Below are 21,836 nucleotides of genomic sequence, written 5' to 3'. Positions count from 1 at the left end.
TGCGTTCTCCGCCGCCAAGCGTCAAGCGGCCGCCTCGTAGGCATTCATCGTCAGAAGTTCATACTCTGCAACAGTTTCGCCCTTCTGATTGCGGATAAGCACATGCCATCGCACTTCTCCGTAGGTGTCGGTGCGCGGGGTTTTCTTCTTGACCGTGAGGTGCACGTGTATGCTGTCACCCGCGCTGACCGGTTGTTGAAAGCGTAGCGTGTTGAGGCCGGTGTTCGCCAGAACCGGACCTTCGTCCGGATCGACGAACAGCCCGGCGGCAAAGCTCAAGAGCAGATACCCATGTGCGACGCGACCCGGGAAGAACGGATTTCGCAGCGCGGCGTCTTCGTCCATATGTGCGTAAAACGTGTCGCCGGTGAAATGCGCGAAGGTTTCGATATCTTCGATGCTGACTTGCCGTTCCGACGTCGTCAGGCTCTCGCCGATCTGAAGGTCGTGGAACGTGCGCCGGAACGGGTGTTCCGGGCCTTTCACGGTCTTGCTGCCCGGCACCCACTGACCTGTGACCTTGGTCAGAATGTCAGGACTGCCCTGAACCGCTGTGCGCTGCATATAGTGCAACACGCCTCGCACACCGCCCAGTTCCTCACCCCCGCCCGCGCGTCCAGGACCGCCATGCACCATGTGGGGCAGCGGCGATCCGTGGCCCGTCGCCTCGTCCATGCTGTCGCGGTTGTTGAAGTAGAGGCGGCCATGATACGCGCCAGCGCCCATCACCACCTCGCGCGCCACATCGGGATCATGGGTGATGACCGAAGCCACGAGGCTGCCTGCGCCCTTGTTCACCAATGAAATGGCGTGATCGATGTCGCGGTAGCCCATGACAGTCGCAACCGGACCGAATGCCTCGGTGTCATGGACTGTCGTCGCGTGATCCGGGTCCGCGCAGTGGTATAGCATGGGCGGCAGGAATGCGCCGTTTTCCGCATCGGCCCCCTGCACCTCGAACGCGTCGGGATCTCCGAACACACGCTCGGCCTCTTGCCCAAGCGCGTTGGCTTTCTCAAGCACATCGCGCCTCTGGCTTTGCGACACCAGTGCACCCATGCGTGTCTTCGGATCGCGCGGATCGCCGATGGTGGTGTCGGCAAGTTTCGAAGACACCGCCGAAATGACCGCATCGACCTGTGAATCGGGCACGATGATCCGGCGGATTGCCGTGCATTTCTGACCCGTTTTCGTGGTCATCTCGCGATGCACCTCCTTGATGAAGATGTCGAACTCCGGCGTGCCCGGCACCGCGTCATTGCCAAGGATCGAGGCGTTCAGGCTGTCTTGCTCTGCCACGAACCGCACGGACTCGCGCAAAAGGGTCGGCGCGCTGCGGAGCTTGAATGCGGTATCGGCCGAGCCTGTGAAGCTGACCACATCCTGCGATCCGAGCCGATCCAGAAGGTCACCCGTTCCGCCCGTCACCAGCTGAATTGTACCATCTGGTAAAATCCCGCTCTGCAGCATCAGCCGAACGCAGGCCTCCGTGACATAGCAGGTGGCCGTCGCCGGTTTCACAATTGCCGGCATCCCGGCAAGGAGCGTCGGCGCAAGCTTTTCCAGCATCCCCCAAACGGGGAAATTGAACGCGTTGATGTGCACTGCAACGCCGTGCAACGGCGTACAGACATGCTGCCCCAGGAAACTGCCCTTGCGAGACAACATCTCGGTCCCGCCGTCCAGATAAACGTGGCTGTCCGGCATCTCTCGGCGACCCTTTGAGGCGATGACAAGCATCGTTCCGATGCCGCCATCCACATCGATGAGGTGATCCTTTTGCGTCGCCCCGGTCGAGAAGCTGAGACCGTAGAGGACCTGTTTGTGGTCCTGCAGATACAAGGCAAGCGCTTTGAGCATCCGCGCCCGGTCGTGGAAGGTCATCGCCTTTAACGCGGGGCTGCCGACAGTTACCGAGTGATCGATCATGGCGGTCGTGTCGAGCCGATCCCGTCCCGCTCGGGCGATGATCTTGCCGGTTGCCGCATCGGCGATGTCCCGTGCGCCGCTGTCTGGCTCAAGCCATTGACCGGCAACGAAACTCTGCACGTCTTGAACCGTCATATCTGCGTCTCCCTCGCTATGCCCTAAGTATTTGACCGCGCGCGCACTTCATGCAAGCGTCGCGGCCATGACACCTGACGACCGCGCCCAAAAAGCCGCCCAAACCATGTGGAGCCAGGATAAGGCATCGCAGTGGATGGGGTTTGAATTGATCCATGTCGCCGAAGGCGAGGCAACGCTTGAACTGACTGTGGAACGACACCATAGCAACGGTCACGGTATGTGCCACGGCGGTGTGATCTTTGCACTGGCTGACAGCGCTTTTGCCTTTGCCTGCAACAGCCGCAATCAGGCAACCGTCGCGCAGCATAACGTGATCAGCTATATCGCCTCTGGCCGATTGGGGGACCGGCTGACGGCGCAGGCGACAGAAATCTCGCTGACGGGGCGAAATGGCATCACAGACGTGCGCGTGACCAATCAGTCCGGAACGCTGATCGCCGAATTCCGCGGCATGTCGCGCGCGATCAACGGGCAGGTGTTCGAAGAGGCGTAGGGGAGGCGCCAAACGCATGAAGGATTTGTCACCAAAGCCGTCCGATCTTGACCCGATCGAGCTGGCATCGATTGACGAAATTCGGGCATTGCAACTGGATCGGCTTCGCTGGTCGTTGCGCCATGCCTACGACAACGTGCCGATGTATAAAGAGAAATTCGATGCAGTAGGTGTGCATCCAGATGACCTTGGAGATCTGTCGGACCTCGCGAGATTCCCGTTCACCCTGAAATCCGATCTGCGCGACAATTATCCCTTCGGACTGTTTGCCGTGCCGCGCGACAAGATCGTGCGCATCCACGCCTCCTCGGGCACGACGGGCAAGCCGACCGTGGTGGGTTACACCAAGAACGATATCGACATGTGGGCCGATGTGGTCGCGCGGTCGTTGCGGGCTTCGGGATTGCGGTCAGGCGACATGGTTCACGTGGCTTATGGCTATGGCCTATTCACCGGCGGCCTGGGCGCGCATTACGGGGTGGAAAAGCTGGGCGGAACCGTGGTTCCGATGGGGGGCGGCCAGACCGAGAAGCAGGTGAGCCTGATCACCGACTTCCGACCCAAAGGGATCATGGTCACACCGTCCTATATTCTCAACATTCTCGAGGCATTTCACAAAGCAGGCCTCGATCCTCGGGCGTCTTCGTTGGAGGTTGGTGTCTTCGGGGCAGAACCGTGGACCAACGCGATGCGGCAGGAGATCGAAGAGGCGTTCGACATGCACGCGGTCGACATCTACGGGCTGTCCGAAGTCATCGGACCGGGTGTCGCGAATGAATGCGTTGAGACCAAAGACGGTCTGCATATCTGGGAAGATCATTTCTATCCCGAGATCATCGATCCCGAAACAGGAGAGGTTCTGCCGGATGGAGAGCGCGGTGAACTGGTTTTCACGACGCTCACCAAAGAGGGCATGCCGGTCATCCGGTACCGGACGCGCGACCTGACCCGGCTCTTGCCTGGCACGGCGCGCACGATGCGGCGCATGGAAAAGATCACCGGGCGCAGCGACGACATGATGATCCTGCGCGGCGTGAACGTCTTTCCGACCCAGATCGAGGAAGAGGTCATGGCGACCGGTGGCCTCGCGCCATATTTCCAGATCGAGCTTTACAATGCTGGCCGCATGGATGCGATGCGGGTGCTGGTCGAAGCCGAACCTACGGCAGCCAGTGACCTGTCTCGTCAGGCTGCGGCGACCATGCTGACCGAGCGGATCAAGGACCATGTCGGTGTTTCAGTCGAGGTCCAGGTCGGTGATCCCGGCAGCGTGGCGCGGTCGCAAGGCAAGGCCGTGCGCGTCGTCGATAAGCGCGGAACCTAGAGCGTCGTTCTCCTGTGGCACGTTGCAAACTGTGGAAAATTTGATCTGCTAAGCCTCTCTTAAACCTCTGCCTCCAATGTCTTTTTTAATTGGAGACGGGGGTTTCGATGAATACGGTTGTTGCTGCTTGGCTTGATCTGGTTGCTGCACTTGGACTGGTGATCGCGCTTGGGTTCGCTTACGCACGCCTGCGCCGTCTTGTTCACATGCCCGTTGTTGCAGAGCTTAGCTTGGGCGCAAGTTTCGGTTTTGTCGCGCTTCTTGAAATGCACCATCCGATCGAGCCCTTTCCGGGCATGATCGTCGATTTGCGCAACGTCCCCATTGCGCTTGCCGGTGCGTTTCTTGGCACACGGGGCGCAATCCTCACGCTGATCATCGCGATGGCCGGGCGGGCTGGCATCGGCGGGGTCGGTATGTGGTCGGGCCTTTTGGGCATGATGATCGCCCTTGCGGCGGGTGCGCTCTGGCAACGGCTCCACCAAAACGAACAAACGCGGAGCTTGCGCGCCTTCGTCGTTCTCGCTGCGATGATGTCGACACATCTGGTGGCAGGCGTAATTCTGCCCGCCGACATTGCGTTCTGGTTTTTTACCAAAGCTGCCGGTCCCGTGCTTGCTCTGAACCTTTTGACGGTGCCGTTTTTGGCGAGCGCGCTTGAGGCCGAGAAACGCAGCTTCGACACAGAGGAGGCCTTGCGGGCATCGGCAGTTGTGGATCATGAGACCGGATTGCTGCCGCTGTCGGCGCTGCGGCGCGAATGCATGGTGCGTGCCACGGCACTGGCTGATGGGTCATTCACGACCGCGCTGGTGGTCGTCGTGCGTCCCACAAACGTGTTTTCGATCTGGAACACATCGCGCATGCGCAAACGTCTCGTGGCGGCGATGCGCCTGCGCCTGATGTCTGAACTCCCTCGATGCGACCTCGCCACCGTTTACGGCAGCGCGACGCTGGTCTTGCCCATGACGCAGGCTGAAGTGATCGATGTCGAGGCAACGAAGATCCGCGTGCACCGCGCAGCGACCGAAGATCCTTACGCGCTGAACGGTGCTGTCGGACATCGCGTCAATGTTGACGTGCACGCCATCGATCTGATGTCCGAAATTCACAAGCTCGAAAAACTGGCGTTGCGCCGACGAGTTGGGAACCGGATCCCGCCAAATGGCGCGGTCGGATCAAACAGGCGTATCGCTCACCACCAGAAAGAGGATCCGAGGTTGGATCATCTTTTCGCCAAAGCAGAGGTTCTGATGGCGCAAAACGCAGGAGCGGCCGTGAAACTCACGTGACGTTCGGCTGCAATCACGCGTCGTAGGTCACAACCAGCCTGTCGGTCAGCGGATAGGATTGGCACGACAGAACATAACCCGCACGCACCTCGTAATCCTCTAGCGCATGGTTCACGACCATCTCGACCTCGCCTTCGATTACCTTGCATTTGCAGGTCGAACAGACACCAGCCTTACAGGCATGCGGCGCATCGAGCGCGTTCTCCAGTGCTGCTTCCAACACGGTGGCATCGCGAGACATCTCGAACGTGCGCGAGATGCCGTCCACCGTGACACTGGCTTCAACCGCGGCTTGGGTCGCGGCGTCGCGGCGGGTCTTGCGACGCTCCAATCGCCCAGTCTGCGCGCTGGCAAAAAGCTCGAACTTGATCTGGTCTTTCGTCAGCCCATGATCCTGCAACGCCTTGGCGATGGCCAGCATCATCGGTTCCGGGCCGCAGATGAAGGCAAGGTCCACATCTTCGATATCGATCCAACCGGAAAACAGGGCCGCGCATTTATCCGCATCGACGCGCCCCTGGAAAAGCTCGATATCCTGCGCGTCGGTTTCAAGTACATGAATGACGTTGAAGCGCCCCATGTGCTGGTTTTTCAGGTCTTCCAGCTCTTCCCGGAACATGATCGAGCTGACGCTGCGATTGGCGTAAACCAGCGTGAAGCGTGACTGCGGTTCGGCCACCAGCACCGTTTTCAGGATCGACAGCACAGGCGTGATCCCCGAGCCGCCCGCAAAAGCAAGGTAGGATTTCGCGCGATCAGGCTCCAGCGCGGTGTAGAAGCGCCCCATCGGTTCCATCGCGTCGATAACCATGCCGGGCTGCAACTCCGTGTTGGCCCATTCCGAAAACGCACCGTCGGCCACACGTTTGATGCCCACCTGCAGCTTGTTTTCCTGCACGCCAGAGCAGATTGAGTAGGACCGACGGATTTCCGTCCCGTCGAAGTCGCGCTTGAACGTCAGGTATTGTCCCTGCTTGAAGGAAAAGTCTCCGCCATCCCTGGCTTCCAACGTCACGGCGACAGCATCGCGGGTGGTCTTGTCCACATGGGTGACGGTCAATGGAAAGAAGCGCGCCATGTCAGGGCCTTACAGTCAGATGCATTTGAAGTAATCGAAGGGTTCGAGGCAGGCATCGCAGCGCCAGTGTGCCTTGCAGGGAGTCGAGCCGAACTGGCTGACCCGGGTCACGCGGGTGCTTTGGCACCGCGGGCAGTGATCCGGTCCGCCAGCGGGTGAGGGTGGAGCGATGCCATACGCCTCAAGCCGAGCACGGCCTTTTTCCGACAACCACTCCGTGGTCCAAGGCGGCGCGATCTGGGTCTTGATCCGAAGATCCGTGATACCGTTGTCCCGCAGCGCGGTTTCGATATCCATGGCAATCACGGAGGTCGCCGGGCATCCGGAATAGGTGGGCGTGACCGCCACTTCCAAGGTATCCCCGACCCACGACACATCCCGCACGATCCCCAGATCGACGACAGAGATCACCGGGATCTCGGGATCAGGCACCGCGTCGAGCCATGTCCAGATTGTGGAAACCTCGGGTCGCATATCACCATTGCGCCCCGGGGTAGGCCCGCTGCAACCACTGCATCTGAGTGAGCAAATGCCCCAGATGTTCGGAATGCCGGAACCCGGTCTTCCCGCCGGAATGCGCAAACCCGCCCTCGGGCGCGACGAGCGTCGCTTCGGCCAGCACGGCCGACATTCTGGTGTGATAAGAGCTGCTGAGCTCTGACAGATCGGGCGCAATGCCCGCGTCTTGCATCGCTGCATCCACCTCGTCTGCCGCGAAAAGCTCGCCGACATAGGGCCACAACCGGTCCAGCGCGGCCTGCATGCGCGTATGGCTTTCCTCGGTTCCATCCCCCAGCCCGATCACGGTCTCGCTTGACCGATCAAGATGGTAGGTCACCTCCTTCACCGCTTTCGCCGCGATTGATGCGACGCGGTCATCCGACGCCTTTGTCAGGCCGGTCAGCAGATCGAAGTGGAAGGCATCGAACAGGAACTGCCGAAGGATGGTCTGGCCGAAATCGCCGTTGGGTTGTTCGACCAGCAGCACATTCCGGAAATCCCAGACATCGCGTAGCATGGCCAGATCATCGGCGCTGCGCCCCTTGCCTTCAACCTCACCGGCAAGGCCAAGCCACATCTGCGTCTGTCCGATCAGATCGAGCGCCGTGTTGGCCAGCGCGATGTCCTCTTCCAGAACCGGCGCGTGCCCGCACCATTCACTCACACGATGGCCAAGGATCAGCGTGTTGTCCCCTAGTCGCAAAAGGTATTCGAACAATGCGTCCTGCGTCGTCATCACATGTGGCCCGCTTCATCGGGAATGTCGAAGAACGTCGGGTGCCGGTAGACCTTGCTTTCCGAGGGCTCATAGAGCGGCCCCTTGTCTGACGGGGACGAGGCGGTGATGTGCCGTGCCTCGACCACCCAAATGCTGAGCCCTTCATTGCGCCGCGTATAGACATCGCGCGCGTTCTTCAGGGCCATTTCCGCGTCCGGTGCATGGAGGCTTCCCACATGGCGGTGGTTCAGCCCGTGCTGGCTGCGCACGAACACTTCCCAGAGGGGCCATTCCTTCGACATGTCGGTTTCTCCTGTCGCCTGTCGCGCCTGACGGCTTTTTGCGCGAAGATGCCTGCAAAGGCAGATGAGCTATTCCGCGGCCAGTTTCGCCGCGCGTTTCTTGGCAGCATGCGCCATAAGCCCCTCGCGCACCCACGCGCCGTCGTCCCACGCTTTGTTGCGCGCCTCCAGCCGTTCGGTGTTGCAGGGGCCATTGCCCTTGATCACCTCGAAGAATTCGGACCAGTCGGGTTCCGAGAAGTCGTAGCCGCCCTTCTCTTCGTTCCATGTCAGGTTCGGGTCCGGCACGGTGAGGCCAAGGTATTCGGCCTGTGGCACAGTCTGATCGACGAATTTCTGGCGCAGCTCGTCATTGGTGTTCATCTTGATTTTCCACGCCATCGACTGCGCGGAATGCACGCTGTCCTTGTCCGACGGCCCGAACATCATGAGTGACGGATACCAGAACCGGTTGAGCGCATCCTGTGCCATCTTGCGCTGGGCATCTGTGCCCCGGGCCATCTTCATCATGATGTCGTAGCCCTGACGTTGATGGAACGACTCTTCCTTGCAGATCCGGATCATCGCGCGGGAATATGGTCCAAAGCTGGTACGCTGCAGCGGCACCTGATTCATGATCGCCGCACCATCAACCAGCCAGCCGACAGCGCCCATGTCGGCCCAAGTCAGCGTCGGGTAATTGAAGATCGACGAATACTTCATGCGCCCGTCAAGCAACATCTCGGTGAGTTCATCACGGCTGACGCCGAGTGTTTCGGCAGCACAGTAAAGATAGAGCCCGTGGCCCGCCTCATCCTGCACCTTTGCCAGCAGGATTGCCTTGCGCTCCAGCGTCGGCGCGCGGGTGATCCAGTTGCCCTCGGGCAATTGGCCCACGATCTCGGAATGAGCGTGCTGCCCGATTTGCCGGATAAGCGTCTTGCGGTAGCCCTCCGGCATCCAATCCTTCGGTTCGATCTTTTCGCCCGCGTCGATGCGGGCTTGAAAGGCGGCGAGCTTCTCAGGATCTTCTGCGCTCGCCTCGGATTTGATCATCTGTGCATACATCTCTCAGATCCTTTCCAAAATCATGGCCACGCCTTGGCCCACGCCCACACACATGGTGCAAAGCGCGTATTTTCCACTGCTGCGTTTCAATTGATGCGCCGCCGTCAGCACGAGCCGCGCGCCGGACATGCCTAGTGGATGCCCCATCGCAATTGCCCCGCCTTGGGGGTTCACACGCGGATCGTCATCACCGATGCCCAATTGACGTAAAACAGCCAGCGCCTGCGCTGCAAAAGCTTCGTTCAACTCGATGATATCCATGTCACTCATCGACAGGCCAGTGCGATCCAGAACTTTGCGCACCGCTGGTACAGGGCCGATGCCCATGACACGTGGCGCGACACCCGCGCTGGCGCTACCCACTATGCGGGCCATCGGCGACAACCCGTATTCCTTTGTCGCCGTAGCCGACGCGATCAACAAAGCGGCAGCGCCGTCGTTCACTCCCGACGCGTTCCCGGCGGTCACACTCAGATCCGGACCGTTGATGCCCTTGAGTTTGGTCAGGCTCTCCTCAGTGGTTCCCGGCCTTGGGTGTTCATCCGTGTCGAATACCACCGGATCACCCCTGCGCTGCGGCAGAGTCACCGGAACGATTTCGCCCGCAAATTGACCCGCAATGTGGGCGGCCTCCCATTTTTTCTGCGAGGCCGCCGCAAACCGATCCTGATCGGCGCGTGACACCGTGAAATCTTCGGCCACATTATCGGCCGTCTCCGGCATTGAATCCGTACCGAACGCCTCCCGAAAAGCGGGGTTCACAAAGCGCCAGCCAATCGTCGTATCATAGACCGCAGTGTCTCGCGAAAAGGCGGTTGTGGCCTTTGGCATCACGAAGGGCGCGCGGCTCATGCTTTCAACGCCGCCGGCGATGACCACGTCGTGCTCTGCCGCAGTGATCCCTCGTGCTGCAAAGGCGACAGCGTCAAGTCCGGAGGCGCAAAGTCGATTGACGGTCACGCCCGGCGTCGTCTCTGGAAGGCCGGCAAGCAGCGCCGCCATGCGCGCGACGTTGCGATTGTCCTCACCCGCTTGATTGGCGCAGCCAAGGATAACCTCGTCGATGTTTTCGGGGTTCAGCCGCGGATTGCGCGCCAGAAGCGCCGCCAAGGGCATCGCTGCGAGATCGTCCGCCCGCACGGCAGACAGGCTACCACCATAGCGTCCGATGGGGGTGCGTACCCCGTCGCAAATGAAAGCGTCGCGCATGTTCTACCCATTGCTCCTGAGCGAAAACTGTATCTCAAATGTGCGAATTCGGCAAGAAAGAGTTACGGCATTTTTGTATCTATGGGATATCTGTAACGTTTTGTGCCCAGAGCCAGTTCAGATCATCAGGGCCACAGACGAAGGGGAAGAGTGGTGGCGTGGGGGGGACTCGAACCCCCGACCTAACGATTATGAGTCGTTCGCTCTAACCAACTGAGCTACCGCGCCACGGTGCGCGGGTGCTATGATAGTGGTGTAACGTCGTCAAGTGGAATCGGCCAAAATTTGAAGCCGAAACACTGGTGTTTCACCGCTTCCCCGCCGTTCACGATAAGAGACGTGTTACTTCACGATGTGTTCGTCTTTGACGAACATATTTGCCCACGCGCGATCAATGAGTTCCGGCGTCATCTTGTATGGCCAACCTTCGAAGTCGCACACAGAAATCATCTGATCGACAAGGAAGACGGGCTGATAGTTCGCGTAGATGTTGTTGATTGTCGGATATTTGGTCTTCAGCAGGTGAATCAGCGACTTCTCACAAAGCTGCATCTTTTTCTTTTTCGCCACGAGCGAGAAGATCTTCAGGAAGTCGGCCTGGTTTGGCCCGTCGATCTTGATCTTGAAGAAAATCCGGCGCAGGGCCGCTTGGTCGAAGATCTCATTCGGGTGGAAGTTGGTCGAAAAGATCACAAGCGTGTCGAAGGGAACTTCGAATTTCTCGCCCGACTGCAACGCGAGGATATCGCGGGCTTCTTCCAACGGAACGATCCAGCGGTTCACGAGCTTCTGAGGCGGCTCTGCCTGACGGCCAAGGTCGTCGACGATGAAGATGCCGCCGGTTGATTTCAACTGGAGCGGCGCCTGGTAGGTGCGGGCCGTCGGGTTGTAGACGAGGTCGAGCATATCGAGCGAGAGTTCACCACCGGTCACAACGGTCGGTCGCGCGCAGAGCACGTATCGCGTGTCAAAGCGGTTCGTGATACGCAGCCCGGTCGTGCTGGAGGCAGATTCCGCAGCGCTGTGTACGATCGGGTCATAAACGGTGATCACCTGACCGGCGTATTCGATGGCATGCGGGATGTAGATCTTGTCACCCATCGCGTCCCGGATGCCGTTCGAGATCGACGATTTGCCGTTGCCCGGAGGCCCGTACATCAGGATGGAGCGGCCCGATCCGACGGCCGGGCCAAGGTTGCTCAACAGGTCGTCCGGCAGCACGAGGTGACCCATCGCGTCGGTCAGCTGCTCCCGTGAAATATGGATGTTGCGGATCGATTGCCGCTCCACCTGTTCGGCGTAGATGGCAAGCGGAACCGGCATCGCGCCGTAATATTCGGACTGCGCCAAGGCATCGAGCGCGCGCGCCTTGCCCGCATCGGTGAGCTGATAGCCCATCTCATTGCCGTTATTGGCGTTCAGCGTGCCGGTTGCTTCCAGCAACAGCTGGCTGCGGGCGTAATCAATGAGTTCTTGTGTGATTGGCACCGGAAGGCAGATGCTCTTGGCGATATCCGTCGCCGTCGAGACGTTCTTGCGGAAAACCGTCTTGATCATGATGTCGCGCATCATGACGGGGGACAGGTGCATGTCTTCCATGCGCTTGGGCGGTGGCGGCGCCATGACGGCGCTGGGTTGCATATTCATCGGTAGCCCCGGGTCGGTTATGCCAAATCACGTGCCGCTACCGTGGCAAGTCAATGTGGCAATAGAAGGGCTATGCCGGGACCGAGTGTTGGCGGATCACTTGCCGAAAACCACACCCAACCCCAAGTAAATCGCAAGCGTTCCACCCAGCGCCAGACCCATCGGAAATTTCGGATTTGTCCAGCTTTTCCAATGCGGTGCGATGCTGCTGAGCCGCGTGTGTTTGCCAATTCTGTGGGCAACAAAGGCGGCGAGAAGGTTGGCTGCGAAAAGTACCATCAGAAAGCGCAGATCACCCAGATGGATCAGCGGTGCCGCCGCAGCGGCGAATTTGGCATCGCCGGCGCCCATCACGCCGCCGGCGTTCAGCGCGATACCTGCCGCCAGCACCACGATCAGGTGCAGGTACCTCCACGCATAGACATCGAAGGGCAGGGCGACGAGGCCGACGACCGCATAGACAAAGAAAAGCGCCACGACCATCTGGTTCGGGATGCGCATGTCTCGCATGTCCGAAAAAGCCACGTAAATGCAAATTGGCACCACAAATGGAAAGAAGAGCAGTGCCGAAAAAGCCGAGATATCCATAGGCTGACGTCAGTTCGTGACGTTGGATTCAAGCGCCTTGAGGCTCCGCGCCGCAGTTTCGAAATGCTGGGGATGCGTCTCGATCGCTTCGCGCATCAGACCCTTGCCGGTCACGACATCACCACGTTTCACCGCCGCGAGACCCATGGAATGCAGAAGTTCAGCGCGTTCCACCTGTGTCATCGGAACCACCGGAAGGACGTAGTTGCCTTGTGCCCCACGCGCCAGAACGAGGTTGTTCTTGGCGGTAAAGAGCGCCTGATCGTTCTGGATCGCCTGGCTGAAGAGCCGTTCAGCCCCCTGATAATCGCCGCGGGTCAGTTTGGAGAACCCCCAGTTGTTCAGCACGGAGGCCGGAGTGGTGGTCAGTCCGACGGCGGTTTCGTAGAAACTGTCGGCCTTGTCCCATTCCTTGTTACTGTCCGCGATCATCGCTTCAAGACGATAGCGCTTGTAGGTCTCGTGTGTCGGCGGGATCGCATCGAGTACGGTCTCGGCCCGCTCCCATTCGTTGTTGCGGATCAGCGCGTCGGCCAGTTCGACGCGATCGGCATTGGTGGCTTCCTCATGCGAGACGACCCGGGCCCATGCCGCCACACCCTCTGTGTGACGCTTGGCGCGGATCAAGGACAAGGCCAAACCACGTTGCAAATCAATGCGTTCGGGATCATTCGAACTTGCCCGCTGGAAATAGGAGACGGCCTCATTCGGGTCGGATACAGACAGCATGACCTGATTCAGGTTTGTCCCGTCGATGACGTTCACGTCCTGAAATTCGCGGTCTACGGCGTCTGTATCGATGCCTTGTTCACACCCAGATAGGGCGACTGCCCCTGCCACACACAGGGTCACGATAAAGGGATGGCGCATTTTTGCGTCCTTTACTGCTCTGCCTCTTTACTGTGCTGGGCGGATCAAAAAGTCACTGCTGCCGCGCCGCACGAGTTTATATTCTTGTTCTGTTTCGGCACCATACTGCGAATTTTCGATTTTTGCGAGTGCCAAGCGAAGATTATCGCGAATTGCAACACTTTCGCCATTGTCCAGTGCAAATGCGCGACGGAAAACCTGTGCGGCTTCGGCGCTTTTGCCACGTTCCATGAGGACGACACCCAGATTGTTCCAGCCCTCCGGGCTGTCCGCGTCGTCTTTCACCGCACGACGGAGCAATTGTTCAGCCTGTCCCAAACGCCCCAATGCGAGGTTTGCCGAGCCCAGAGAGGTGACGACTTCGGGGGTTAGCCCCTGATCGGCGGCGGCAAGTTTGAAAGAACTGAGCGCAAGTTCGTATTCGCCGGCAGCCATGAGCCTGTGCCCCACGAGAAGCTGGTCCACCTGATCTCCACGCGGATCCACGCTCGGCGCGAAAACAGTGTCGCCAGACGCGGAAAAGCCGCCCGGTCCACAGGCGGCAAGTCCGATACACATCAATGCGGCCCATAAACGGCCAAGTCTCATAGGGTTACGGCCCTGACATCTGCCCCAGTTGCTGGATGCCGACCACAGATGGACCCACGAGGATTATCAGGAGCGGCGGCACCGTCAGCATCATAGTGGTCAAAGTCATTTTCGTTGGCAACTTGTTTGCCTTCTCTTCGGCACGCATCACGCGTTTGTCACGCATTTCTGCCGCATAGACCCGAAGCGCGTCCGAAATCGGTGTCCCGAAGCTCTGGCTTTGGTTCAAAACGGTGACGAAAGACATCACGTCCTGCACGCCGCAGCGTTCGCCCATGTCGTTCAGAACGGTCGACTTGTCTTTACCGGCCTTCATTTCGAAGCTCACCAGCTCAAACTCATCGGCAAGGCTGGGGTAAGATGCGCGCAGTTCCGTGCTGACGCGGACAATCGCCTGATCCATCGACTGACCTGCTTCGACACAGACCAGCATCATGTCGAGGCTATCCGGGAATCCGCCTTCGATTTCTTCCTGACGGGTCTGCACCCGTTTGGTGATCCAATACTTCGGAAACATGTAACCCGCAGCGCCTGGGCCGAGCGTGTACAAGATCGTCTGCTGCGTCGTCGCCGTGGAATTATCCATGATCAGCGTGAAATAGGCCACGCCAAGGATCAGACCGCCGATACCGAGGGCGAACTGGGAAAAGTAGTACAACTGAACCGCGTCTTTCGTACGGTAGCCCGCCTGAAGCAGTTTTGCCCGAACGTCGGACAGCTCTTTTGCGTCCTGCGGTTCTAGGAACTGCGCATATTTGTTCAGCTTTTCGTTCTTGCGTTTGTCCCGCAAAACGGCGCGCGTTTCTTCGTCCAGTTTCTGGCGACCGCTTTTGGTGTCGAGACGATCCATCGGGTTGGAGCGTGACACGAAAAACATCGGGATCGCGAGGACAAGCAGCAAGGCCCCCAGACCGGCGATGACGATCATCGGGCCGGCAGGTCCAAACATGTTCACGGCGAATTGGTTGAAGGCTTCCATGATCTGGACCTCACACTTTGATGTTCACGAGCATGCGCATGACGAACAGGTTGGCCGCCAGGAAAATGCCGACAAGGAAACAGGCTGGAATGAACCACGGGTGATCCAGGACCTCGTCATAGTAATGCGGGTCTGTCACCTGGATCACGATAAGCGCGACGATGGGGAAGGCCGACAGAAACTTGCCGGACCACTGCGCTTCGGCGGTGATCGCCTTGACCCGTCGGAAAAGACGGAACCGCGCCCGGATCACCTTGGCCAGACCTTCAAGGATCTCGGCAAGGTTACCACCCGATTGCTGCTGGATCGATACGGCGACTGCGAGGAAGCGCAAATCCTGCATATCCAGGCGTTCGGCCATGGCTTTCAGCGCCTCGCCGATGTCACGACCATAGCTCGACTCGTCGGCGATGACGCCGAATTCGGTTGCCAGCGGATCCTTGATTTCCTTCGATACGATTGAAATCGCGGACGAGAAGGGGTGGCCCACCCGCAGGCTCCGCACCATCAGTTCGACAGCATCCGGCAGCTGTTCTTCGATCATGCTGATGCGTTTCTTCGCTTTGCTGTTGATCCAGAAGAAGATGCCACCGACGCCCATGCCGATGCCCATGAGCACCCGGACGCCTAGCTGGGCTTCGGTGCCAACAGTCAAGCCCACGAAGGACAGCACACTGACCAGCACCATCATCATGATCAACTGCTGTGGCGTGAATGCGATGGCGGCCTTTTGTGCGCGATCGGCGAGGATCGAGTAAAGCGGCAGGCCACGCGAGGCCATATGCTGGTCCATCTCCTTGCGGAGTTTGGCCAGCACTTCCTCGCGCTTGGACCCCTTGTCCAGCATCTCGAGACGGCGGTTGACCCGTTTGTTAAGGCTGATCGATTTACCGAAGGCGACCAGATACACGCCTTCGACGAGCACCAGCACCGCGATAAAGATCAGGCCATAGACAATTGGTTCTGCACTAAGAGTCATGGTCAGTAGTTCCCGTCAAAGGGTTCGTAGATCGATGGCGGCAGATCGAAGCCCCACATCTTGAAGCGCTCCGAAAAGTTCGATCGCACACCGGTCGCCGTGAAGTGACCGATGATCTTGTTCTCCGGTGTCAGACCGACACGCTGGAAGCGGAAGATTTCCTGCATGGAAATCACTTCGCCTTCCATACCAGTGATCTCGGTGATGGAGGTCATGCGACGCGAGCCATCTTGCAGACGCGAGGCCTGCACGATCAGGTTCACAGCCGATGAGATCTGAGACCGCATCGCTTTGAGCGGCATCTCGATCCCGGCCATCGCGATCATGTTTTCCAAACGACTGACGCCGTCGCGGGCACTGTTTGCGTGGATCGTGGTCATCGAACCATCGTGGCCCGTGTTCATGGCCTGCAGCATGTCGATGACTTCTTCGCCGCGCGTTTCCCCCACGATGATACGGTCAGGACGCATACGCAGAGCGTTTTTCAGACAGTCGCGCGGCGTAACCGCGCCTTTGCCTTCCACGTTCGGCGGTCGGCTTTCCATCCGGCCCACATGGGTCTGCTGAAGCTGAAGTTCCGCCGTATCCTCGATGGTCAGGATACGTTCGCTATCGTCAATGAACGAAGACAGCGCATTGAGCGTCGTCGTTTTACCCGAACCGGTACCGCCCGAGACGATCACGTTCAGTCGCGTCGACACAGCAGCTTGAAGATACACGGCCATTTCTTCGGTGAACGCGCCAAAGTTGACGAGGTCGTCAATGCCCAGCTTGTCCTTTTTGAACTTACGAATGGATACCAGAGATCCATCCACCGCGATCGGCGGCACCATGGCGTTGAAACGCGAACCGTCAGCCAGACGGGCGTCCACGTAAGGGTTTGATTCATCGACACGACGACCTACCGCAGACACGATCTTGTCGATGATCCGCATCAGGTGCTTTTCGTCTTTGAACGTGATGTCGCTGATCTGAAGCTTACCGTTGCGTTCGACGAAAATCTGTTGCGGGCCGTTCACGAGAATATCGCTGACCGTTTCGTCTTTCAGAAGTGTCTCAAGGGGGCCGAGCCCTTTCACCTCGTCGTACAGCTCTTGGTTCAGCGCGATCCGTTCCTCACGGTTCAGCACCATACCTTTCTCTTGCAGGCTTTCGCTGGTGATCGCGCTGATTTCTTCCTTCAGCTCGTTTTCCGTCGCCTGGTCGAGCGCGGCGAGGTTGAGATTGTCGAGGAGGGCGCGGTGCAGTTCGAGCTTGATCTCGCTCAGACGTTCTTTCCGCTTTTTCTCACGATCCGCTGGCGGCGCTTTTGCTGCTGTCTTGGGCAGCACCTTGCGCATGACTTTCGGGGCGGCGTCTAAGTCGGCCGCGGGTGCAGCAGCCGCCGCTTTCGCTGCGACAGCGGCGGGAGGTGCGATATCTGCCGTTTTCTTGTAACGCGAAAACATTCTGAAACTCCTTAAGCGGCTTCAGCGTCGGACTGACCGACTTCGAACAGGGATTGTGCCAATTTGGCGATTTCCTTGCGGAGCGCGTTTTTCGGCTGTTGCATGCCAAGGGGTTGGCCGTGATCGCCCGCTTCCGCCACGGCGCGACCGCCGTCTGGCATGTGCAGATCTACCGAGATTTCAAGGCTTTCCTGCATCCGCTTCAGTCGGCTTTTGCCTTGAAGATCGGTGAATTTCGGCGCGCGGTTCAGAACGAAACGTATCTTCTCGAACGGCAATTCTTCGGACTGCAGCGCGCGTTTCAGTCGGAACGTGTTCTGTGCCGACCGCATGTCGAGTTCGATGATCCCGAAGTAGACCTGCGCCGCATAGAGCACGGTTTCGGACCACTGAACGAGGCTGGGTGGCATATCGACGACGACAAAATCGAAATGGCGCGAAGCCGTGTCCAAGAGCTTTTGCACTTCCGCCTGCCCGATGATGTCGAGCGGCGGAAGATCCGCCGGGGACGTGAAGACCTGCAGTTTATCCTCAAAGGTTACAAGCGCTTGCGCAAAGCTGTCGTCGTCAAGCGCCTCCATATCGGTCAGCAGTTCAAGGACCGCTTCACGGCGAGGAACATCGAGGTAGGTCGAGACCGCGCCGAACTGCAAGCCAAGATCAAGGATGCAGACGCGCGGAGGTTTGTCTTTGCTGACGGTTGCGAGTTCCCACGCAAGGTTGGTCGCAAAGGTGCTGGCGCCACATCCACCAGCCATGCCCTGAACGGCAATGATGACACCATCGCCATCATGCGACAGCTTCACGCCGTTGGCATCCACGCCTGCGCTCGACGCTGGTTTCTGATCCGCAGCGCGCATCCGTTCGATGGCTGAAATCAACTCACCTTCAGGCAAAGGGTAGGGGACAAACTCGTCCGCGCCTTGGCGCAGCAAATGATGCAAAGCGGCCGGCGTGACGTCATGTGCGATCAGGACAACCTTGATGTTGTGTGATTTCGCGGCCGCAATGATTGACGACAAGTTTTCGACGTCGTGCTCGTCCTCCGCATCGATTGCGATGGCAACGAATTCAAGATGTTCGGCATCGCTTTGCGAGAAAAAGTGAATTGATTCATCAAACCCGAGATCACCCCAGGCTTCGCCAAGGACGGCTTCCATATCCTCGATCAGGAGATCGAATTCTTGCACATCCCGGCTGATTGTGCAGGCAACCAGCGGTGCTGGTTCCGGGGTGCTTGGAAGGATACTCGTCATGTGCCTCGTTTCCTCTAACTTCTCACTGTGGCGCATACGTTCTGCACGCAGCACGAACAGTGCTCCCGAGTCGCTCGGGATGGACTGCTACAGTCCGAAAGTCGTCTGAAAACTTGGCGAGATTGGGGCCGAAATACCGAAATTGTACGGTATTTCAGGCAAGTGAAGCGGTCCCCGTAGGGACCGTTTCCTTATCGTTCGGTTTCGAAGTCCGCACCAACGATGCCGGTGAGGCGGCTTGGTGGGACAGCGCTGTTGATATATTCGCGGTAAATGATCTCCGCGTACCGTCCTTCAAGAACGGACGGATGCGACCCGACAAAGCCCGAAACTTCGGTCACTGTCCGGCGGTTACGGCGTTCACGGCCTTCCGTCACGATCAAAGGCTGAGTCTCGCCGAAGGAGACAACGGCTTCGAGTCGCGACTTGGAAATACCCTGCGATGCAAGGAAATCCACAACCGCATGTGCGCGGCGCAATCCGAGGCGTTTGTTATATGCTTCGCTGCCCACGGCGTCTGTATGGCCGTAAACCCGGAAGCTGACTTCGGGGAATTGGCGGATCCAGTTGGCCTGCTCACGCAAGGTGTCTCGTGCGCCTGCATCCAGAACCGCGCTGTTGAACGCGAAGTTGACCGTGGTCATCACATCGCCGGCAAACCGTTGAGCCAGGTTGTAGGTGTAGCTCTTTTCGCCCGACATGATCTGCACGTTGTTCATGGTCGCATTGCCGAAGTTGCCGGTGTCGATCAGCGCCCCCGCCTCGCGGTTGAACGCGCTGTAAATGGGATCACTGGTGGCACAGGCAGTGAGCAAGGCAATGCCTGTCAGAGCCACTGGGATACGGATGTTCTTTTGAATAGCCATCGCCTCAATCCATCACATAGCCATAAGACCCGTTGAAGTCCTGTTTGGCAACTTCGCCGGCTGCGCCGCGCAGATTGCGCGAGTCGTCAGTGACACGCCCGAACAGGAACAGGTCTTTTTCGGTGGGGGGACGAACGCGGTCTGTCGGCAGGGCAAGCGCCTCACCTCGGGTCGGCGTTACAAGATGGGGTGTGATGATGATCACAAGTTCTGACTGTTCGCGTTGGTATTCGGCGCTGCGGAACAGCGCGCCCAAAACGGGAATGTCTCCCAACCAAGGCACCTGACCGTTCAGATCGCGGAAGTCGTCCTGCAAAAGCCCAGCAATTGCAAAGCTTTCGCCGTCACGGAGCTCCACGGTCGTTGATGTCTCACGACGGCTGAAAGCGTCGACGCGGACCGCGCCGATGTCGATCCCGTTGTCGGGATCAAGTGCCGATACCGCAGCTTCGAGTTCAAGATTTATCAGGTCGCCATCGATAACGCGTGGGATGAAGTTCAGCTCCACACCGAAGGGCTTAAATTCAATCGTGACCTGATTGTCGTCCTGTCCAACCGGAAGCGGGTATTCCCCACCGGCAAGAAACTTGGCTTCCTGTCCGGAAAGTGCGGTCAGGTTTGGTTCCGCCAGTGTTCGGACAACACCCTTGGCTTCAAGTGCTTCAAGAAGGATACCGACTTCCAGGCCACCAGAGGTGAACCCAAAGGCAATGCCTCCCTCGCTGTCGGGTCTTAGAGCAATCGGGCTTCCGAGACCGTTGGCCCCATCGAGCCATGTTCCGGTTTCGCTGGCGACGCCCAAATCGCCGTCAAGAACCGTGCCGCCAAGTGCAATTGAGGATCTCAGCGCCTTGGACACCGAACGCTGCATTTCGGCGAAACGCACCTTCAGCATGACTTGCTGGACACCGCCGACGGTCATGAGGTTCGAGACCCGTTCCGGTGCGTAACGCTGTGCAAGATCCAAAGCGCGTTGCATGCGCGCCGTGCTGGACACGGTGCCAGACAGGACAATCCCGTCATTCGCAGAGCGTACCTCGATCTTCTCGTCCGGAATAATCTGCCGCAAACGTTCTTTGAACTCGGTAAGGTCTGGCGCGACCCTTACGTCCACGTTGGTGATGAGCTGACCGTTCGCGTCAAGAATCGTCAGTGTTGTCGTTCCGGGCGTCTTGCCGAGAACGTAGATGCTTCGATCCGACAAAGACGAGATATCCGCAATCATGGGATTTGCGATGCTGAGTTCCGCGAATGGAACTTCGCTTTCCACAACGACGGCCCGGTTCATCGGGACGTTCAATGCAGCTTCAGTGTTCTTTCGGATGACGCGCAACGTGTCGGCCATGGCCGCCTGCGTCATCGATGTCAGTGCAAGTGCAACGCCCAAGAGGGCGGCCTTGAAGGGACTACTCGTGTACATGTGACCTGCCTTTCCGATCACGCCTCGGTTTATGGGTCTTTTCGCCCGTATTGGTGCCAACCTGCGTCAAGTCGCGTTTTATTTCAAGAATCAATAGTTTCAGTGGTCCGCTTCATGTGGATAAGGCGCAACATGACGTTGCGCCTTATCCTGTCGACCAAATTGTTAATTCACCAAATGCGGTGTGTACCGGATCAGTTTGTACAAGGGATGGGCATTTCGACCACTTCACCGCCCTTACGTGTCCGGATGGTGCAAACCTGAATAGTTGCCGGAGTTTCGCTGGCTTCACGCTCGCGAAGGCCAAGAAGAGACCGTTGGTCGACCTCGATCACCTCGGCCACCGTATCATCATTGCGGCCCATAAGGGACAAAGACAGACGCCCGGTGGACTGTGCCTGAGCCAGCGCCGCGACTTGTTGCGGGCTTGCCGCGACGGTCACGGTGCGAGCGATAGTCGCGTCCGTAATTTCGGTTTCGGAAGTCTGATCGATGGCGATCAGTTTCACGCCGGTTTCGATAAGCTTGGTGACATCGCCCGTCGGCAAATCACGATCACGACCCTGAACGCGACCGGTCCAGTAAACATCGACCCGGTCGTTCGGGCGCAAGAAGCCGGACACGCCAGACGCTACATCGACGCGGATCGCGAATGCACGCTGCCCACGTTCAAGACGCGATGTCAGCCCCGCATCCGCGCCGGGCGCACTTACCTTCACTGCCATGAAAGCTTCATTTTTCTCAATCTGACGCAGGGCAACGCGGTATTCGTCGCCTTCAACATTCAGTGGATTGGCTTCATCAAAGAAAGCTTCAGGGAGAGCTTGTATTGGCCACGGGACCAAAGCCATGTCTTCCTCGGTGATTGCTTCGCCGAAATCTATGGCGCGTGTTGCAACATAGATATCCTGCACTGGCACGCTTTCGGTTGCCTTGGTGCGTTCTTGCTCGAGCGCGGTCTGGTACGCGCCAATGTAGTTTTGTGCCATGTAGACTGCAAAACCTGCCAAAGCCAGGCCAGCCAACAGGACAAGTCCAAAGACGATGCGCATAATGCCTCCTATACTCTACCCGGGTTCTGCGACAGCAGCTGGGGACAGTGTCTGTCAGTGCTCTGACAGATGAATGTGACCGCGACTTGAGAAAACTGTGGTGAAATAAAGA

21 protein-coding genes and 1 tRNA gene are annotated in these 21,836 nt (G+C 58.5%); 3 read left to right on the top strand and 19 right to left on the bottom strand.

Going from position 1 to position 21,836, the window contains the following annotated elements; genetic code table 11:
* Positions 1 to 21: 21 nt before the first annotated feature.
* The gene (gene paaZ, locus BUA42_RS15840) at positions 22 to 2,064 is read right to left on the bottom strand and encodes a phenylacetic acid degradation bifunctional protein PaaZ (protein WP_072779250.1); all 2,043 of its coding nucleotides are present in this window, start codon (positions 2,062 to 2,064) and stop codon (positions 22 to 24) included.
* A gap of 67 nt (positions 2,065 to 2,131) precedes the next feature.
* Between paaZ and paaI the strand changes: the two genes are divergently transcribed.
* The 3 genes from paaI (at position 2,132) to BUA42_RS15825 (ending at position 5,176) form a co-directional block, all read left to right on the top strand.
* Positions 2,132 to 2,560 (top strand): hydroxyphenylacetyl-CoA thioesterase PaaI, encoded by a 429-nt coding sequence (gene paaI, locus BUA42_RS15835; protein ID WP_072779249.1) that lies wholly within the window; start codon positions 2,132 to 2,134, stop codon positions 2,558 to 2,560.
* 16 nt (positions 2,561 to 2,576) lie between these two features.
* Positions 2,577 to 3,884, top strand: a complete 1,308-nt coding sequence (gene paaK / locus BUA42_RS15830) for a phenylacetate--CoA ligase PaaK (RefSeq protein WP_072779248.1) — start codon at positions 2,577 to 2,579, stop codon at positions 3,882 to 3,884.
* Between the two features lie 107 nt (positions 3,885 to 3,991).
* The gene (locus BUA42_RS15825) at positions 3,992 to 5,176 is read left to right on the top strand and encodes a LytS/YhcK type 5TM receptor domain-containing protein (RefSeq protein WP_072779247.1); all 1,185 of its coding nucleotides are present in this window, start codon (positions 3,992 to 3,994) and stop codon (positions 5,174 to 5,176) included.
* 13 nt (positions 5,177 to 5,189) lie between these two features.
* Here the strand turns inward: BUA42_RS15825 and BUA42_RS15820 are convergent, their stop codons facing one another.
* From BUA42_RS15820 to cpaB, 18 genes are all read right to left on the bottom strand, one after another.
* Positions 5,190 to 6,254, bottom strand: coding sequence for a 2Fe-2S iron-sulfur cluster-binding protein (locus BUA42_RS15820; RefSeq protein ID WP_072779246.1), 1,065 nt, complete (start codon positions 6,252 to 6,254; stop codon positions 5,190 to 5,192).
* A 15-nt stretch (positions 6,255 to 6,269) separates the two neighbouring features.
* Positions 6,270 to 6,728, bottom strand: a complete 459-nt coding sequence (paaD, locus tag BUA42_RS15815) for a 1,2-phenylacetyl-CoA epoxidase subunit PaaD (protein ID WP_072779245.1) — start codon at positions 6,726 to 6,728, stop codon at positions 6,270 to 6,272.
* Between the two features lies 1 nt (position 6,729).
* The gene (gene paaC / locus BUA42_RS15810) at positions 6,730 to 7,491 is read right to left on the bottom strand and encodes a 1,2-phenylacetyl-CoA epoxidase subunit PaaC (protein WP_072779244.1); all 762 of its coding nucleotides are present in this window, start codon (positions 7,489 to 7,491) and stop codon (positions 6,730 to 6,732) included.
* A complete protein-coding gene (paaB, locus tag BUA42_RS15805) occupies positions 7,491 to 7,775 on the bottom strand; it encodes a 1,2-phenylacetyl-CoA epoxidase subunit PaaB (protein WP_072779243.1) in 285 nt (94 codons plus the stop codon). The genes paaC and paaB overlap by 1 nt, the downstream gene beginning before the upstream one ends.
* Before the next feature lie 69 nt (positions 7,776 to 7,844).
* Positions 7,845 to 8,822, bottom strand: a complete 978-nt coding sequence (gene paaA, locus BUA42_RS15800) for a 1,2-phenylacetyl-CoA epoxidase subunit PaaA (RefSeq protein WP_072779242.1) — start codon at positions 8,820 to 8,822, stop codon at positions 7,845 to 7,847.
* 3 nt (positions 8,823 to 8,825) lie between these two features.
* Entirely contained in the window at positions 8,826 to 10,031 is a 1,206-nt protein-coding gene (pcaF, locus tag BUA42_RS15795; RefSeq protein WP_072779241.1) for a 3-oxoadipyl-CoA thiolase, read from the bottom strand.
* Between the two features lie 151 nt (positions 10,032 to 10,182).
* Positions 10,183 to 10,259: transfer RNA gene (locus BUA42_RS15790), tRNA-Met, on the bottom strand.
* A 114-nt stretch (positions 10,260 to 10,373) separates the two neighbouring features.
* Positions 10,374 to 11,678, bottom strand: a complete 1,305-nt coding sequence (locus BUA42_RS15785; protein ID WP_072779240.1) for an ATPase — start codon at positions 11,676 to 11,678, stop codon at positions 10,374 to 10,376.
* Positions 11,679 to 11,774: 96 nt separating this feature from the next.
* Positions 11,775 to 12,266 carry a prepilin peptidase gene (locus BUA42_RS15780; RefSeq protein ID WP_072779239.1) on the bottom strand — a complete coding sequence of 164 codons (492 nt, stop codon included), beginning with the start codon at positions 12,264 to 12,266 and terminating at the stop codon, positions 11,775 to 11,777.
* A 9-nt stretch (positions 12,267 to 12,275) separates the two neighbouring features.
* Positions 12,276 to 13,136 carry a tetratricopeptide repeat protein gene (locus BUA42_RS15775; protein ID WP_072779238.1) on the bottom strand — a complete coding sequence of 287 codons (861 nt, stop codon included), beginning with the start codon at positions 13,134 to 13,136 and terminating at the stop codon, positions 12,276 to 12,278.
* Between the two features lie 27 nt (positions 13,137 to 13,163).
* A complete protein-coding gene (locus BUA42_RS15770) occupies positions 13,164 to 13,724 on the bottom strand; it encodes a tetratricopeptide repeat protein (RefSeq protein WP_084066253.1) in 561 nt (186 codons plus the stop codon).
* Positions 13,725 to 13,728: 4 nt separating this feature from the next.
* On the bottom strand, positions 13,729 to 14,703 hold the full coding sequence (locus BUA42_RS15765) for a type II secretion system F family protein (protein ID WP_072779236.1): 975 nt from the start codon (positions 14,701 to 14,703) through the stop codon (positions 13,729 to 13,731).
* A 10-nt stretch (positions 14,704 to 14,713) separates the two neighbouring features.
* Positions 14,714 to 15,682 carry a type II secretion system F family protein gene (locus BUA42_RS15760; RefSeq protein WP_072779235.1) on the bottom strand — a complete coding sequence of 323 codons (969 nt, stop codon included), beginning with the start codon at positions 15,680 to 15,682 and terminating at the stop codon, positions 14,714 to 14,716.
* 2 nt (positions 15,683 to 15,684) lie between these two features.
* Positions 15,685 to 17,130, bottom strand: coding sequence for a TadA family conjugal transfer-associated ATPase (locus BUA42_RS15755; protein WP_072779234.1), 1,446 nt, complete (start codon positions 17,128 to 17,130; stop codon positions 15,685 to 15,687).
* Between the two features lie 11 nt (positions 17,131 to 17,141).
* On the bottom strand, positions 17,142 to 18,386 hold the full coding sequence (locus tag BUA42_RS15750; protein ID WP_072779233.1) for a CpaE/TadZ family protein: 1,245 nt from the start codon (positions 18,384 to 18,386) through the stop codon (positions 17,142 to 17,144).
* 191 nt (positions 18,387 to 18,577) lie between these two features.
* Positions 18,578 to 19,252, bottom strand: coding sequence for an OmpA family protein (locus tag BUA42_RS15745; RefSeq protein WP_072779232.1), 675 nt, complete (start codon positions 19,250 to 19,252; stop codon positions 18,578 to 18,580).
* Between the two features lie 4 nt (positions 19,253 to 19,256).
* Entirely contained in the window at positions 19,257 to 20,672 is a 1,416-nt protein-coding gene (locus tag BUA42_RS15740) for a type II and III secretion system protein family protein (protein ID WP_072779231.1), read from the bottom strand.
* Positions 20,673 to 20,866: 194 nt separating this feature from the next.
* On the bottom strand, positions 20,867 to 21,724 hold the full coding sequence (gene cpaB, locus BUA42_RS15735) for a Flp pilus assembly protein CpaB (RefSeq protein WP_072779230.1): 858 nt from the start codon (positions 21,722 to 21,724) through the stop codon (positions 20,867 to 20,869).
* Between the last annotated feature and the right edge of the window lie 112 nt (positions 21,725 to 21,836).

This window comes from Marivita hallyeonensis, from assembly GCF_900129875.1.
GTDB classification, from domain to species: Bacteria; Pseudomonadota; Alphaproteobacteria; order Rhodobacterales; family Rhodobacteraceae; genus Marivita; species Marivita hallyeonensis.
Note: the sequence above shows the minus strand (reverse complement) of the source record. Positions and strands in the feature narration are given on the sequence as shown.

Coding starts and splice junctions, on each gene's coding strand:
- pcaF (WP_072779241.1), bottom strand. CDS start 10,031: ATGCGCGACGCTTTCATTTGCGACGGGGTACGCACCCCCATCGGACGC.
- BUA42_RS15760 (WP_072779235.1), bottom strand. CDS start 15,682: ATGACTCTTAGTGCAGAACCAATTGTCTATGGCCTGATCTTTATCGCG.
- cpaB (WP_072779230.1), bottom strand. CDS start 21,724: ATGCGCATCGTCTTTGGACTTGTCCTGTTGGCTGGCCTGGCTTTGGCA.
- paaA (WP_072779242.1), bottom strand. CDS start 8,822: ATGTATGCACAGATGATCAAATCCGAGGCGAGCGCAGAAGATCCTGAG.
- paaZ (WP_072779250.1), bottom strand. CDS start 2,064: ATGACGGTTCAAGACGTGCAGAGTTTCGTTGCCGGTCAATGGCTTGAG.
- BUA42_RS15775 (WP_072779238.1), bottom strand. CDS start 13,136: ATGCGCCATCCCTTTATCGTGACCCTGTGTGTGGCAGGGGCAGTCGCC.
- paaI (WP_072779249.1), top strand. CDS start 2,132: ATGACACCTGACGACCGCGCCCAAAAAGCCGCCCAAACCATGTGGAGC.
- BUA42_RS15740 (WP_072779231.1), bottom strand. CDS start 20,672: ATGTACACGAGTAGTCCCTTCAAGGCCGCCCTCTTGGGCGTTGCACTT.
- paaD (WP_072779245.1), bottom strand. CDS start 6,728: ATGCGACCCGAGGTTTCCACAATCTGGACATGGCTCGACGCGGTGCCT.
- paaB (WP_072779243.1), bottom strand. CDS start 7,775: ATGTCGAAGGAATGGCCCCTCTGGGAAGTGTTCGTGCGCAGCCAGCAC.
- BUA42_RS15750 (WP_072779233.1), bottom strand. CDS start 18,386: ATGACGAGTATCCTTCCAAGCACCCCGGAACCAGCACCGCTGGTTGCC.
- BUA42_RS15785 (WP_072779240.1), bottom strand. CDS start 11,678: ATGAATATGCAACCCAGCGCCGTCATGGCGCCGCCACCGCCCAAGCGC.
- BUA42_RS15780 (WP_072779239.1), bottom strand. CDS start 12,266: ATGGATATCTCGGCTTTTTCGGCACTGCTCTTCTTTCCATTTGTGGTG.
- BUA42_RS15770 (WP_084066253.1), bottom strand. CDS start 13,724: ATGAGACTTGGCCGTTTATGGGCCGCATTGATGTGTATCGGACTTGCC.
- BUA42_RS15765 (WP_072779236.1), bottom strand. CDS start 14,703: ATGGAAGCCTTCAACCAATTCGCCGTGAACATGTTTGGACCTGCCGGC.
- BUA42_RS15820 (WP_072779246.1), bottom strand. CDS start 6,254: ATGGCGCGCTTCTTTCCATTGACCGTCACCCATGTGGACAAGACCACC.
- paaC (WP_072779244.1), bottom strand. CDS start 7,491: ATGACGACGCAGGACGCATTGTTCGAATACCTTTTGCGACTAGGGGAC.
- BUA42_RS15755 (WP_072779234.1), bottom strand. CDS start 17,130: ATGTTTTCGCGTTACAAGAAAACGGCAGATATCGCACCTCCCGCCGCT.
- paaK (WP_072779248.1), top strand. CDS start 2,577: ATGAAGGATTTGTCACCAAAGCCGTCCGATCTTGACCCGATCGAGCTG.
- BUA42_RS15825 (WP_072779247.1), top strand. CDS start 3,992: ATGAATACGGTTGTTGCTGCTTGGCTTGATCTGGTTGCTGCACTTGGA.
- BUA42_RS15745 (WP_072779232.1), bottom strand. CDS start 19,252: ATGGCTATTCAAAAGAACATCCGTATCCCAGTGGCTCTGACAGGCATT.